Consider the following 13840-nt stretch of genomic DNA (forward strand, 5'->3'; position numbering starts at 1 on the left):
TTTACAGTGATTTTGCCAGGCGATCGACCGCCTCAATTAACCCCTCGTGTGACACGGTGGAGTAAGAGAGACGCAGCGTCGTAACATCTGGTGCGTCGTTATAAAATGCCTCGCCGGGTACAAAGACCACGCGGTTTTCCAGCGTCTTTTTCAGCCATTCGGTGGCATTAAATGGGTAGCGGAAATGGGCCCACAGGAACATCCCGCCTTTCGGACGGCTGAAGGCAAGATGATCGCCCAGTTTGGCTTCCAGCGCACTCGCCAGGGTTTCGCATTTTTTACGATAATCTTCGCGGATCAGCGCAATTTGTGCGGGCAGACGATTAAGCGAGAGATATTGTGCCGTGATTTGCTGCGACAGGGTGCTGGTATGCAGATCGGTCGCCTGTTTTATGATAATGGCTTTGCTTGCCAGCCATTCCGGCATCACCAGCCAGCCCACGCGCATCCCCGGCGCCAGAATTTTGGAAAAGGTGGAGGTATAGATAACCTGGTCGGTACAGCCGAGCGCCATGGCGTGTTGATAAAGCGGCTGCGGGCGTTCATCAGTAAAGCTGATTTCACCGTACGGGTCGTCTTCAACGATGATAAAACTGTGCTGTTTTGCCAGCTCGACCAGGCGACGGCGGCGCGGTTCACTGAGGGTTTTACCGCCCGGGTTGCCAAAGGTAGGCACCAGATACACCACTTTGACCGGGCTGGTTTGTACTAAATCGGCCAGCTGTTCAACCAGCATGCCATCTTCGTCAGTATCGACACTCTGAATGTTGGCCTGCGCCAGCTGGAAGACCTGCAACGCTGCCAGGTAAGTTGGGCGTTCGACAACCACCACATCGCCAGGGTTAAGTAACGTACGGGCGACAATATCCAGCGACTGCTGAGAGCCAGACGTGATGTAAACCTGTGACGCGTCGCAGGCCACGCCGCGCTGGCGACAAATATCGGCAATCGCCTGACGCAGCGGCGGGTAACCTTCGCTCAGGCTGTACTGCATCGCTTCCTGAAATTGTGACGCCATAACCTGCTGTACCGCGAGTTGAATACCTTCGTTATCAAACAGTTCTGGCGCAGGAATGCCGCCGCCCAGCGAGATAACGCCGGGCAGTTTGCTGTGTTTGAGGAGTTCGCGGACGGCGGAAGGTTTCAGCCCTGTGGCGCGCGATGCCAGCTGATGTTCGAACATAATGACCCTGATTTCATGATGATGAGAAGAGGGTCTACTATAAAACAGTCTGCGGCAAAATGGCCGCAGCTTTTTAATTTTCAGAATATCGTGCTGTCAACGTGGGGGAATCCGCTCTCTGTCGGGTGGGGTTAAGGCTTTTCCTCGGCCAGGGCACGCCACATCGCTTCAAAGCCCAGTGCTTTGAGTTTGTCCGCACGCGCAGGCTGCTGGCTGGCGAATTCAATGGTGGCTTCCGCCAGTGAAAGGAACAATGCGTCGCCGAAGGTCTCGAACTCGCCGGACAGATACACCGGGCGCACCGAGCGTTGGCACAGGCGGTTGAGTTCCGGGAACATCTCTTTCACCTGCAGTTTTGTCTCTTCGGTGATTTTCTCGCTCATCGACATACGGCGCATGGCGCGGTTGCCGACCGGATTGCGCACGCCCCAGTCGATGTAACTGTTCCAGATACTGTGAATCACCTCTTTTGGTGCTTCAGAATTGCTCAGTCCGGCGATCATCGCCTGGCAAAGGTCGTATTTCAGATGCAGGTAAAGCGCATTAAGCAGATCGTCTTTGGTAGCAAAATAGCGGAACAGGGTGCCTTCAGCGACTCCCGCGTTGCGGGCGATCAGCGCCGTAGAGGCCGCAATGCCGGATTGGGCAAAAGCCACCGTTGCGGCATCCAGTAACGCCTGCTTTTTATCTTCACTCTTGGGACGAGCCACTACACTTTACCTCACTGCGAACAAAAGAAGAGATTGAAACACGCAACCCGGCCTCACTTCAACGAGGCAGGTCAAAATTCGAAAATCGGCTTGACGATTTTTTCTCCCTCTCTCTATAATGAGTGCCTACTCACTCATAATCAAGTTTTTCACGCTGCTTCAGGATGAGGCATCTGTCTGGTCAGGAAATGAAACCTTTCATCATCAGTGTGGTTGTCATCATGCTTATTGCATCCGCAGCGAGTCTGCCATTTGTTCTGAATGCCGGTTTCGGCCAGGCTCCCCAGGGGGCGGAGAAAAGCCGGGTAGAGGCGTCGCCAAACTACCGTGACGGTGTGTTTAACAATCAGCTGCCCACGCCGGGGTTTACCAGCGACAAAAACATGCTGGTGGCCTGGTGGGAGTTTTTGACGGTCAAACGTGAGAACGCGCGTCCGGCGCAACCGCTGCCGATGGTCGCCACCGATCTGGCAAACATCCCGTTGCAAGAAGACGTCACTGTTTGGCTGGGCCATTCATCGTGGTACCTGCAACTGGCCGGGAAACGCATTCTGATTGATCCGGTGTTCAGCAGTTACGCCGCACCGTTCTCGTTTCTGAATAAAGCGTTTGCCGGGGACTATCCATGGCGTGCGCAAAATATGCCGGAAATCGATCTGCTGATTATTTCGCACGATCATTACGATCATCTGGATTACGCGACGATTAAGGCGCTGATCCCGAAAGTAAAAAGGGCGGTGGTCCCGCTGGGCGTTGGGTCGCATCTGCGTTACTGGGGAATGAATGAGGCGCGGGTGACCGAGGCCGACTGGCAGGAACAGGTTGAAATCAGCCCGTCGCTGAGCGTGCATGTGTTGCCCGCGCGGCATTTCTCCGGGCGCGGTATTAAGCGCAATCAGACCCTGTGGGCCAGCTTTATGTTTGTTACCCCGCAGCGAAAAATTTACTACAGCGGTGACTCCGGTTATGGGCCGCACTTTAAAGCCATTGGTCAGCAGTTTGGTTTTGTCGATGTCGCGATTCTGGAAAATGGTCAGTATGACCAGGACTGGCGTTACATCCATATGCACCCTGAAGAGACCGCGCAGGCCGCCGTTGACCTGCATGCCGCTGCCGTGCTGCCGGGCCACTCCGGGCGCTTTGTGCTGGCAAAACACACGTGGGATGACCCCTACAAGCGGCTTGAACAAGCCAGCAAGGGCAAGGCTTATCGTCTGCTTACGCCGATGCAGGGCGAGCCCGTAGCGCTTGCCAACCGTACACAACAATTCCGGGCCTGGTGGGAATAATCACCAGCAGTAATAAAAAAAGAAGGAGAGGGAAGCATGACTATTTCCGCTCAGGTTATCGACACTATCGTTGAGTGGATCGATGACAACCTGCACCAACCGCTTCGCATTGACGATATCGCACGTCACGCGGGCTACTCGAAATGGCACCTGCAACGACTCTTTTTGCAGTACAAAGGCGAGAGTCTGGGGCGCTATATTCGGCAGCGCAAACTCAGCCTGGCGGCGCAGGAACTGAGGACGACCAATCAGCGTGTGTATGATATTTGTCTGAAATATGGCTTTGATTCTCAGCAGACATTTACCCGCGTTTTCACCCGCACGTTTAACCAGTCGCCGGGCGCGTACCGTCGGGAGAATTATTGTAGTCAGATGCATTAGTGGCGGGTGCGGCCTGTTCCCCTCACCCTAACCCTCTCCCGTAGGGAGAGGGGACCGATGGTGCCAGTGGTCAGGCATGTGCGGTTTTCTCCCTCTCCCTGCGGGAGAGGGACTGGGTGAGGGGGAAGCAACCCTCACCCAGTCCCACCTCACCTATTGAAAACAATTCCCATTTGCATTAGCGTTGTTAACAAATTTCAACGGGAATGTGTGTTCGATGAAGCTGGCGTGGAGTGGATTACTGATTGGGCTGACGGCGCTGCCTGCCTCGGCGATGGAGTGTGAAACCTCTCCCAACCGGGGCGAGCAGAAGGGGAAATTTGATGCCAGCGGCGAGGTTTGTTTTACTCTGCCGACACTGGGGGAGAATTATGTGTCGGCGCGCTTATCGGGTGTGACCGATGCGCGTTTACTGGATGAGCAAAATAGGGCCATCCGCACGCTGGTTTCCGGTGGTCCGGCGGACGGGCAGCATACGTTGCTGTTTTCTCTGCCTGTTAAACAGGCCTCTTCGCTGGTATTACACGGTGAAGCAGGCTCCGCCTGGCATTTCAAGTGGCAAATCAATGAAACTCACGCGCTGGCAGTGGAAGAACAGCAGTCGCCTGCCAGCCCGCAACTACAAAAACTCTCACGTGAACTTGCCGCAGGCGGAAATACTAACGCGTTCTGGCTGGCGCGCCAGCACGAAGGAACGCCGATGGTAGAGCCGGTCGACGCGCAGCATAAACGGGTGACCTTCCTGTGGCGCGGTGCGCGCAGCAATGTTTATTTGCTGGGCTCACCCGGTGGCGATCATGATGCGCTGTTTCGCTTAGGGCAGTCGGATGTTTGGTTTCGCAGTTACGTTGTGCCTGCCGATACGCTGATGCAATACAAACTCGCCCCGGATGTGCCTAAAGTCGCAGGCAGTTTGCGCGAACAACAGCGCGCTATTCAGGTCAGCGCGCAGGCAGATCCGCTCAACCCACAGACGCTAAGCCCATTGAAGCTCGATCGCTGGAACCGCTTTTCCTTACTGGCACTGCCTGCTTCCCGCTATTTTACCGCGCAACGCATGGCGCAGCCTATCCGCTACGGCAGCCTGACGCGACATATGCTGAGTAGCCAACATCTTGGTAATAGCCGCGAAATCAAAATCTATCGCCCCCGCGTCGCGCAGCCCGCACGCTGGACGCTGTTTATGTTTGATGGGCAAAACTGGCAGGATGAGTATCGCACCGCTAACGTGCTGGATAGCCTGATTGCCCGCCATCTGCTGCCGCCGATTAATATTGTTTTCATTGATAGCCTGGACCACGCAAGACGCGGAAAAGAGCTACCGCCAAACCCCAAATTTGCTGATTTTATGGCGCATGAACTGGTGCCGTTCCTGCAACGCCAGGGCATTACGCTCACGCGACAGAAGACGATTCTGGCCGGATCAAGCTACGGCGGGCTGGCCTCATCGTGGGTGGCGCTGCGCTATCCGCGTCTGTTTGGCAATGTGCTGAGCCTGTCGGGCTCCTACTGGTGGACGCCGAAAGGCGAGCCGGTTAACTGGCTCGCCCGGCAATATGCGCAGGCACCGCGCTACCCATTACGCTTCTGGTTACAGGCCGGACAGTTTGAGAGCAGTGGGCCGGGCGGCGGCAACTATCGCCATACGCTGGCGTTTGAGCAGGTGCTGAGAGAGAAAGGGTATACGGTCAGTTTTCACGCGTCACCCAGCGGCCACGATTACGCCGGATGGAGTGAAGCGCTGGTGCTGGGATTGCGCGATTTAACCGGCTTAGCGCACGGCAAACCAGCGGCGCCATACGTAGCGCAGAATAAAGTACTCTATAGCGCCCAGCACTAAAAACCACAGGCAAAACAGCAGGGTATAAAGCTGGTCGAGATCCATCAGATGGAAGGTGTTGACCAGTTTTTGTGCGAGCGTAAGGCCGAGTGAGGGCGCCGGTAGCAGCAGGCAGGAGAGCAGTGCCATAAGCAAAATACCGGCGGCAGAAATCAGGGTTTCGAGCGGGTGTTTCATGCGATGTTAATCTTAAGTTAAAAACTGTATTTTCCGGCAATAGACGGCATAACGCAATAACTCTGAGTAAACATATTTTGAATTTAAAAAAAACAGCCACTACGTTTTAATTCGTAGATGAATTAAATAAATATTCCTGGGTTTAAACGAACGCTAATTTACGTAAATAATCGTCATGTTTAACCCAGTAATTTTACAAATGTATAGGTGCTGTAGCCGATCAGTGTAGCAACGATGATTGCAGCGGCGATGTACAGCGCCAGGCGGCGTCCGCGGTAGATTCCGAACATAATTCACCTCCGTTTAGTTTGAGTTTAAGAACATTCTGTAATATTAATATTATTAAATCAACTGGCATCATCTTTGAATTTTATTGGGAAGTGAATATTGCGTGAGATCAATTTTTTCATCCGCAAGGATTAATAATTATTAAACCAATTTAGCCTTGGCCAGAAATGATTTCAGGCCTTCCGTATACAGGAATTTAGAAGGAAATTTATCGTGTCTAAAATGATGAACCCGCAGAACATACCGCCAACGGGCGGTAACACCCACCGGCAGGCTTATCAGCAAACCATTGCCCAGATCCTTGAGCAAAAGCAAACCCAGCCGGAAGGCCTGAACCAGGCCGAGGCCGCCGATCGCTTGCAGAAGCTTGGCCCTAATGCGCTGCCGCAGAAGAAAGGTAAGCCCGCATGGCTGCGCTTCCTTGCGCACTTTAACGACGTCCTGATCTACATCCTGCTGGCCGCTGCCGTGATGACGGCGGTGATGGGCCATTGGGTTGATACCGCCGTGATTCTCGGCGTTACGGTCATCAATGCGTTGATTGGTTATATCCAGGAGAGCAACGCGGAGAAATCGCTGCAAAGCATTCGCAATATGCTTTCCAGCGACGCGCAGGTGATCCGCGACGGCAAACATGCCACCATCCCGACCACCGATCTGGTGCCAGGCGATATCGTGGTGCTGCGCGCGGGCGACCGTATTCCGGCGGATATGCGTCTGATTGAAGCGCACAACCTGCGCGTGGAAGAGGCGATTCTCACCGGTGAGTCGACGGTTGTCGATAAGCACACCGACGCGCTGACCGGCGACCTGCCGCTGGGCGATCGCACCAATATGTTGTTCTCGGGCACCACCGTGAGCGCGGGCGGCGGCATAGGTGTGGTGGTAGCGACCGGGCAGGCGACCGAGCTTGGTCGTATCAACCAGATGATGGCTGATGTCGAAACTAACCGCACGCCGCTGCTGGTACAGATGGACAAACTCGGTAAAGCGATTTTTGTCATTATTCTGGCAATGATGGCAGTACTGTTCGTGTTCAGCGTCCTGCTGCGCGATATGCCGATGGGCGAATTGCTGCTGTCGTTGATTAGCCTGGCTGTTGCGGCGGTACCTGAGGGTTTACCGGCGATTATCTCAATTATCCTCTCGTTGGGCGTACAGGCGATGGCGCGCAAGCGGGCGATTATTCGTAAGCTGCCAACCGTTGAGACGCTGGGCGCAATGACCGTGGTGTGCTCTGATAAAACCGGCACCCTGACCATGAACGAGATGACCGTAAAAGCGGTAATTACCGCCGATAGCTGCTACCGCGTGGATGGGGATAGCTACGAGCCGGTCGGTAATCTTTATCTTGAGGGCAGCAACGAGCCGGTAAAAGTACAGCCTTACACGGTGCTGGAAAAATACCTGCGCACGATTGATCTCTGTAACGACAGTCAACTGGTACGCAATGAGCTGGGTCACTGGGGAATTACCGGCGGGCCGACCGAAGGCGCGCTGAAGGTACTGGCAACGAAAGCGTCGCTGGAGCCGGTGACCACGCAGTTGGTGGCGAAGATCCCGTTTGATTCACAGTACAAGTACATGGCAACGCACTACAAGCTGGATGCGGAAGAGTGGGTGATGGTCACCGGTGCGCCAGATGTCCTGTTTGCATTGTGTGAGCAGCAGCAGACCGCACGTGGCCTGGCGACGTTCGACCGCGCCTACTGGGAGTCTGAGATGGAGCGCTTTGCCCGCCAGGGCCTGCGTATGGTGGCGGCGGCCATTAAACCTGCAGATATCGGCGCGACCACGCTGGATCACAGCGATCTCCAGCAGGGGCTTATCTTCCTCGGTATTGCCGGGATGATGGACCCGCCGCGCCCGGAAGCGGTGGATGCGATCCACACCTGCCAGACAGCGGGGATCCGCGTGAAAATGATCACCGGCGATCACCCGCAAACGGCGATGAGTATTGGCCAGATGCTGGGCATTCATAACAGCACCGAAGCGATGACCGGCTACCAGCTGGAGCACATGGATGACGACGAGCTGGCAAAAGCGGCAGTGGAGTATGACATCTTTGCCCGTACCAGCCCGGAGCACAAACTGCGTCTGGTTAAAGCGTTGCAGAAAAACGGCGAAGTGGTCGGGATGACCGGTGACGGCGTGAACGACGCGCCAGCGCTGCGTCAGGCTGATGTCGGCATTGCGATGGGCATAAAAGGTACCGAAGTCACCAAAGAGGCGGCGGACATGGTGCTGACCGACGATAACTTCGCGACTATCGCCAGCTCGGTTAAAGAGGGGCGTCGGGTGTATGACAACCTGAAGAAAACGATCCTCTTTATCATGCCAACCAACCTGGCGCAGGGTCTGCTGGTGGTGATTGCCCTGCTGGCAGGGAATATGATCCCGCTGACGCCAGTGCTGATTTTGTGGATGAATATGGCGACCTCCGCGACGCTGTCCTTCGGCCTGGCCTTCGAAGCCGCCGAGCGTAACGTGATGAATCGCCCGCCGCGTAAAACTGGCCAGCACGTCATGGACGCGTTTGCGGTCTGGCGTGTGGCGTTTGTCGGCTCGATGATTGCCATCAGCGCCTTCATCCTTGAGGCCTGGCTGGCCCCGCGCGGCCACAGTGCAGAGTTTGTCCGCACCGTGCTGTTGCAAATGCTGGTGACCGCGCAGTGGCTGTATATGATTAACTGCCGTAACTCCGACGGTTTCTCTATCAACCGTGGCCTGCTGAAGAACAAAGGTATCTGGATGGTGACGGGCGTTCTGTTGCTGCTGCAGCTGGCGATTATCTATCTGCCGGTGATGCAGATGATGTTCGGTACCGAAGCGCTGCCTGCTCGCTACTGGTTCGTGACGCTGGCGATGGGTGCGGTGATGTTCTTTATCGTCGAGATTGAGAAGCGCCTGACGAGGAGATTCCGCAAGGCTGCTTAATTGAAAAATGCCCGGTGGCGCGTTGCTTACCGGGCAAATTCACGTGTAGGCCGGATAAGGCGTAGCCGCCATCCGGCACCTTTCAGGAAGACGTTTTCTTCTCCACCGTAATCATCGTGACAAACGGATGATACTGCCACGGTATCGAACTTCCCTTCTGATACATCTTCGAAATGGTGCCATCAAGGTACAGCATCTGCCGGATATCCAGTTTCGACCGGGCATAGCAGGCGAAATCATAAAAATTGGTTTCTTTGGCGCTCAGCATAAACACCACTCGACCCTGACGGTTAATCCCCACGGCATTACGTAATTTTCGCGAACTGGCCGACGGCTTTAGACGCCAGTTTATCGCGCCGTTTTCAATCAGCATTGGACCAGACTGCACCGCGTAATCCATGCCTTTGGTGCTTTTCAGCGCATCGAGGGTCACAATGCCCGCTTTTTGATTCTTGAGATAAAACACGCCGCCCGGGCGAATAAAGAAGTTGCCGCCGCCGGATGCGCGGTTAATCGGCGCGAGCTTTTTTCCCTTTTCGATATAGAGCCCCAGAGGCGCATAATCTTTGCCATAAATCCCGCCGTTCATCGCCATCAGCACCTGCCCGTTACCGTTGATATACGCCAGCAGTGAATAGAGTGAGCCCCAGGCTTTACCATCCGGTTTCTTCCAGCGCAACGTGATGTTTTCTTGCTGTAAATCGACTTCATAGCTTTGAACTTGTAGCGATGGGTCGGTCAACGAACAAGCCGCATGGGTAAAAGTCGTCAGCGGGAGCAGGAGGGCGGGCAACAGCCAAAGACGCAACATATCTTCGTTCCTTGTGCGATGAGCGGGAGGGCAAAATAGCGCGTAATCCCGCTTATGCAAAGGTTTTCTGTGCTTACGCCGCCCAGGTTTCGCAGTGCTGCTGTACCAGGCTTATCAACGAGCCGCCATCGGCAATGAACTCACGCATGCGTTGCGCTTCGCTTTTCCCGTGTTTTACCATCAGCGCCAGTTCTTCGAGCGCGCTGCCGGCACGGTGTTGATCGGCGTAGGGTTGCAACTGTTCCAGTAAGATCTCCAGTTCGCTGGCGATGGTGTGTTGCTCGCCGCTTGCAACATCGGTGACCACGCCTTTTAAGCCGTATCGACAGGCCTGAAAGCGGTTAAATTTATACAGCAGATAGTCCTGCGGGCTGGGTTTGTGAGGGCGTTTTTCGAGCAGCCAGTGCGCCAGTGCCTGAATCAACCCGGCCATGTTCACCGCGTGACCCAGGGTGAGCGGCGTATCCATTACGCGCACCTCCACCGTGCCAAAATGCGGGCTGGGGCGAATATCCCAGTGCAAATCTTTAATGCTTTCGACCATGCTGGTGTAGCTCAACTGGCGAAACAGCCGGGTAAACTCCTGCCAGTTTGCTGCCCAGGGCATGGGGCCGTTATCGGGAAAAGCCGAGAAAATGTTGAGTCGCGCGCAGGCGAAGTTGCTGTCGGCACCCTGCAGATAGGGCGACGCGGCGCTGAGCGCAATCAAATGTGGAACGTATCGCGAAAGGCCATGCAGCAGATAAAGCGCGTCGTCACCGTTGGTGCAGCCAACATGCACGTGTTGACCAAACACCGTTGCCTGGCGGGCAAGGTACCCATAGGCTTCGAGAGTGTGCTGATAACGGGGATTATCACCGACTTCCTGACTTTGCCAGCGCTGGAATGGATGCGTACCGCCGCCGCAAATTTTGACATGCTGCTCTGACGCCGCGCGTAGTACGGCGCGTTGGATGGCGGCAAGCTGGGTGGCGGCCTGGTGGATATCGTCGCACACGCCTGTTGCCACCTCCAGCATGCTGTTAGTGATGTCATGCTTGATCTCCCCCTGCGTCACACCGCGACTGGCGGCGGCTATCAGGGCGGAAGAGTCCTGGCAAAGATCGTAACCTGGCGGGTTAATGACCTGAAGCTCGAGCTCAATGCCGAGCGTAAAAGGCGCAGAAACATGAAAGTCAGGTAAAGGCATAGTCGTCTCACGATAGTGACTGGTGCCTTTAGTATAGGTGGGAGAAAAAAACAGAGTGGACGGCACTGTGAAGTACCGTCCGTAAGGTGAGGATTAACCCGCGCTCCAGGTATACGGTGCCGCCACGCCAAGCGGCATGCCCAGCCCCCACCAGGCCAGCAGGAACAAGCTCCAGCTAATAAAGAAAGCGATGGAATAAGGCATCATCATGGATACCAGCGTGCCGACGCCCGCGCCCTTCACATAGCGCTGGCAATAGACCACCACCAGTGGGAAGAAGACCATTAACGGGGTGATAATATTGGTGCTGGAATCGCCGATACGAAACGCCGCCTGGGTCAGTTCCGGAGAGATACCCACCGCCATCAGCATCGGCACCATAATCGGCGATAACAGGCCCCACTTGGCCGAGGCGGAACCAATCAGCAGGTTCACGGCGGCGGTCAGCAGGATCATGCCGATAATCGTCGCTTCGCCCGGCAGTTCCATCGCTTTCAGGCCATCCGCGCCGACCAGCGCCAGCAGTGTACCAATGTTCGAGTCGCTGAACGCTTTAATGAACATGGCGCAGAAGAAGGCCATCACCATGTATGAGCCCATTTTGCTCATCGAGTCATTCATCGAAGCAATGACATCTTTTCCGGTTTTAAACGTACCGGAGGCAAAGCCGTACACAATCCCCGGCAGAATGAAGATCAGGAAAATCAGCGGAACGATAGATTTCATGATCGGCGCGCTGTAAGAGGTGAGCGAGCCGTCGGTCCCGCGTAGCATGGAGCTTTCCGGCCAGGCCGCTGCTGCCAGCGCCGCTAGGCCCAGCAGCATCACCAGCGACGCGCGATTAAAGGCGCGGCTCTCTTTTTCTGAGACGCTGGACATATCTTCTTCATGCTTATAATCGCCGTCGATCGTCATTTTGCTGACGCGCGGCTCAACGATGCGCTCGGTGACCCACCAGCCGACCAGGGTTATCAGAATAGAAGAGGCAATCCCAAAGAAGAGGTTACACAGGGTGTTGACGGTATAGGTGCTGTCGAGCAGTTGTGCCGCGGCCTGGGTAAAGCCCTGCAACAGTGCATCGTTTCCGGTGGGCACCATGTTAGCGGCAAACCCGCCCGAGACGCCTGAGAACGCTGCGGCGATCCCCACCAGTGGGTGACGCCCGGCGGACATAAAGATAATGGCACCCAGTGGGATCACCAGCACATATCCCGCATCTGCCGCCACGTGGCTGAACATCGCGACAAAAATCAGCATCGGCGTCAGCAGTTTCTTCGGCGTCACGCGCAGCATCTTCTTCAGGCCCACGTTAATAAAGCCGGAGCTTTCGGCTACGCCAACGCCGAGCATCGCCACCAGCACGATACCGAGCGGGGCGAAGGTGGTGAACGTCGTCACCATATTGGCCAGCGTGTTGGTGAGCGCTTCAGCAGAGAGCAGGTTGTTGACCTGTACGGTCTCCTGCGTCATGGGGTTGACGACATCAAAGGTCATCATCGACAGGACCGCAGAAAGCCCCATCACGACCAGCAAAAAGTAGAAAAAGATCAGCGCCGGTTCAGGCAGTTTATTCCCGGCCCGTTCAATGGCATTGAGGAACCCACTCATCAGACGGCTTTCACCGGCCCCGTTCCCTGGTGTTGTTATGTTTGTACTCATTCGCTTCCCTTAACACTGACAAGGTGTTTCATAATTTGTCTGAATGTATCATCGGGGATGATAGGGGTAATTGCGCGGCTAAACTATCTTTTTTGCCCGCAAAAACTCGACGAATGTCTGATTTATTTACTCACTATGCTGATTACTCGGTAATTATTGGTGGTTTACTCGGTGTGGTCGAATGATTTGGCGAGTTATCTATACCAGGGGGCATTTTTGCGCGATAGTAAAATTTATCGGAGTTTAACAGTCACGCTGGAGAAAAAGGTATGTCGCAACCTAAGCTGTTTACCCCTTTTCGCATTCGAAACCTTGAACTTGATAATCGCATCGTGATTGCTCCTATGTGCCAGTACTCGGCAACGGATGGCTGCATGAATGACTGGCATGTACAGCATCTGGGTCAACTGGCGCAGTCTGGCGCGGGGTTACTGACCATTGAAGCAACCTCCGTTTCTCCCGAAGGGCGCATTACATTTGCGGATGTTGGTTTGTACGACGATCGTTGTGAAGAAGCCATGGGCCGGGTGATAGCCTCCATTCGCCAGTGGTCAGATATGCCTATCGCAATCCAGCTGGCCCATGCGGGCAGGAAAGCGTCCACGTCTAAACCGTGGGAGCAAAAAGGGCCGCTCGCGCCCGATGAAGAGGGCGGTTGGCAGACCGTCGCACCCTCCGCGATTCCCTACAATGAGGGGCACTCGACGCCTGCGGCACTGGATAGCGAAGGCTTAGAAACCGTGCGTCAGCAATTTGCGCAGGCAGCGAAACGCGCGGCCCGGCTGAATGTGGATCTTATCCAGATACACGCTGCGCACGGCTATCTGCTGCATCAATTTTTATCGCCGCTGTCGAATCAAAGAACGGATAATTATGGCGGTTCTTTTGAAAACAGAGTCCGGTTCCCACTGGAAATCTTTGACGTCGTTCGCGCCGCGTTCCCGGCGGACAAAGCAATCAGCGTACGCATCTCGGCAACGGATTGGGTCGAGGGCGGGTTCAACATTGACGAGGCGGTAGCATTCTCCAGACTGCTTGAAGAACGCGGGGCGGATGCAATACATGTTTCCAGTGGTGGTTTGCATCCTGAACAGCAGATTGATGTTTTCCCTGGCTACCAGGTTCCGCTTGCAAGGGCGGTGAAATCCGCCGTTAACATCCCGGTCGTTGCGGTGGGATTAATTACCGAGCCAGAACATGCCGAGGCGATCGTGGCGGGCGGTGATGCTGATTTTATCGGGCTCGCGCGCGGCGTACTTTATAACCCAAGATGGCCATGGCATGCCGCGGCGGCGCTGGGAGCGCAGGTTCACGCGTCGAATCAATATCTTCGCTGCCAGCCGCACAATCTGAAGCATTTATTCAAATAATCACAG

The 13840-nt window shown here is 55.1% G+C and carries 11 protein-coding genes; 5 read left to right on the top strand and 6 right to left on the bottom strand.

Translation table 11 applies throughout. The features are described from left to right. Position 1: 1 nt before the first annotated feature. Both F0Q32_RS19050 and F0Q32_RS19055 read right to left on the bottom strand, forming a co-directional pair. Positions 2 to 1183 (bottom strand): PLP-dependent aminotransferase family protein, encoded by a 1182-nt coding sequence (locus F0Q32_RS19050; protein ID WP_149464324.1) that lies wholly within the window; start codon positions 1181 to 1183, stop codon positions 2 to 4. A 131-nt stretch (positions 1184 to 1314) separates the two neighbouring features. Then, entirely contained in the window at positions 1315 to 1893 is a 579-nt protein-coding gene (locus F0Q32_RS19055; protein ID WP_149464325.1) for a TetR/AcrR family transcriptional regulator, read from the bottom strand. A 173-nt stretch (positions 1894 to 2066) separates the two neighbouring features. Between F0Q32_RS19055 and F0Q32_RS19060 the strand changes: the two genes are divergently transcribed. The 3 genes from F0Q32_RS19060 (at position 2067) to F0Q32_RS19070 (ending at position 5403) form a co-directional block, all read left to right on the top strand. Continuing rightward, positions 2067 to 3182, top strand: a complete 1116-nt coding sequence (locus tag F0Q32_RS19060) for an MBL fold metallo-hydrolase (RefSeq protein ID WP_188016893.1) — start codon at positions 2067 to 2069, stop codon at positions 3180 to 3182. 36 nt (positions 3183 to 3218) lie between these two features. Beyond that, entirely contained in the window at positions 3219 to 3563 is a 345-nt protein-coding gene (locus tag F0Q32_RS19065; protein ID WP_015965440.1) for a RamA family antibiotic efflux transcriptional regulator, read from the top strand. Between the two features lie 217 nt (positions 3564 to 3780). After that, entirely contained in the window at positions 3781 to 5403 is a 1623-nt protein-coding gene (locus F0Q32_RS19070) for an esterase family protein (RefSeq protein ID WP_149464327.1), read from the top strand. On the opposite strand, the gene F0Q32_RS19075 is transcribed toward F0Q32_RS19070, so the two are convergent. Next, a complete protein-coding gene (locus F0Q32_RS19075; protein WP_149464328.1) occupies positions 5335 to 5580 on the bottom strand; it encodes a DUF1158 domain-containing protein in 246 nt (81 codons plus the stop codon). The genes F0Q32_RS19070 and F0Q32_RS19075 overlap by 69 nt on opposite strands. A gap of 510 nt (positions 5581 to 6090) precedes the next feature. Between F0Q32_RS19075 and F0Q32_RS19080 the strand changes: the two genes are divergently transcribed. Continuing rightward, complete coding sequence (locus tag F0Q32_RS19080; RefSeq protein WP_149464555.1) at positions 6091 to 8805, top strand: cation-transporting P-type ATPase; 2715 nt, start codon at positions 6091 to 6093, stop codon at positions 8803 to 8805. 82 nt (positions 8806 to 8887) lie between these two features. On the opposite strand, the gene F0Q32_RS19085 is transcribed toward F0Q32_RS19080, so the two are convergent. The 3 genes from F0Q32_RS19085 to F0Q32_RS19095 all read right to left on the bottom strand — a co-directional run bounded on the left by F0Q32_RS19085 (position 8888) and on the right by F0Q32_RS19095 (position 12464). After that, a complete protein-coding gene (locus F0Q32_RS19085) occupies positions 8888 to 9616 on the bottom strand; it encodes a phosphodiester glycosidase family protein (RefSeq protein WP_149464329.1) in 729 nt (242 codons plus the stop codon). Positions 9617 to 9689: 73 nt separating this feature from the next. Beyond that, positions 9690 to 10805 (bottom strand): YbdK family carboxylate-amine ligase, encoded by a 1116-nt coding sequence (locus F0Q32_RS19090; RefSeq protein ID WP_149464330.1) that lies wholly within the window; start codon positions 10803 to 10805, stop codon positions 9690 to 9692. 93 nt (positions 10806 to 10898) lie between these two features. Beyond that, positions 10899 to 12464: an AbgT family transporter gene (locus F0Q32_RS19095; protein WP_149464331.1), complete on the bottom strand. Its 1566-nt coding sequence runs from the start codon at positions 12462 to 12464 to the stop codon at positions 10899 to 10901. A 269-nt stretch (positions 12465 to 12733) separates the two neighbouring features. Here F0Q32_RS19095 and F0Q32_RS19100 point away from each other — a divergent pair, with 269 nt between their 5' ends. Further along, positions 12734 to 13834: an NADH:flavin oxidoreductase/NADH oxidase gene (locus F0Q32_RS19100; protein ID WP_149464332.1), complete on the top strand. Its 1101-nt coding sequence runs from the start codon at positions 12734 to 12736 to the stop codon at positions 13832 to 13834. Positions 13835 to 13840 lie beyond the last annotated feature (6 nt).

This window comes from Pseudocitrobacter sp. 73 (assembly GCF_008369545.1).
In the GTDB taxonomy this organism is placed as follows: domain Bacteria; phylum Pseudomonadota; class Gammaproteobacteria; order Enterobacterales; family Enterobacteriaceae; genus Pseudocitrobacter; species Pseudocitrobacter vendiensis.

Bases quoted from the DNA above. Each gene is read 5' to 3' on its own strand.
- F0Q32_RS19050 (WP_149464324.1), bottom strand. From the start codon at position 1,183: ATGTTCGAACATCAGCTGGCATCGCGCGCCACAGGGCTGAAACCTTCC.
- F0Q32_RS19065 (WP_015965440.1), top strand. From the start codon at position 3,219: ATGACTATTTCCGCTCAGGTTATCGACACTATCGTTGAGTGGATCGAT.
- F0Q32_RS19095 (WP_149464331.1), bottom strand. From the start codon at position 12,464: ATGAGTACAAACATAACAACACCAGGGAACGGGGCCGGTGAAAGCCGT.
- F0Q32_RS19085 (WP_149464329.1), bottom strand. From the start codon at position 9,616: ATGTTGCGTCTTTGGCTGTTGCCCGCCCTCCTGCTCCCGCTGACGACT.
- F0Q32_RS19070 (WP_149464327.1), top strand. From the start codon at position 3,781: ATGAAGCTGGCGTGGAGTGGATTACTGATTGGGCTGACGGCGCTGCCT.
- F0Q32_RS19075 (WP_149464328.1), bottom strand. From the start codon at position 5,580: ATGAAACACCCGCTCGAAACCCTGATTTCTGCCGCCGGTATTTTGCTT.
- F0Q32_RS19080 (WP_149464555.1), top strand. From the start codon at position 6,091: ATGATGAACCCGCAGAACATACCGCCAACGGGCGGTAACACCCACCGG.
- F0Q32_RS19090 (WP_149464330.1), bottom strand. From the start codon at position 10,805: ATGCCTTTACCTGACTTTCATGTTTCTGCGCCTTTTACGCTCGGCATT.
- F0Q32_RS19100 (WP_149464332.1), top strand. From the start codon at position 12,734: ATGTCGCAACCTAAGCTGTTTACCCCTTTTCGCATTCGAAACCTTGAA.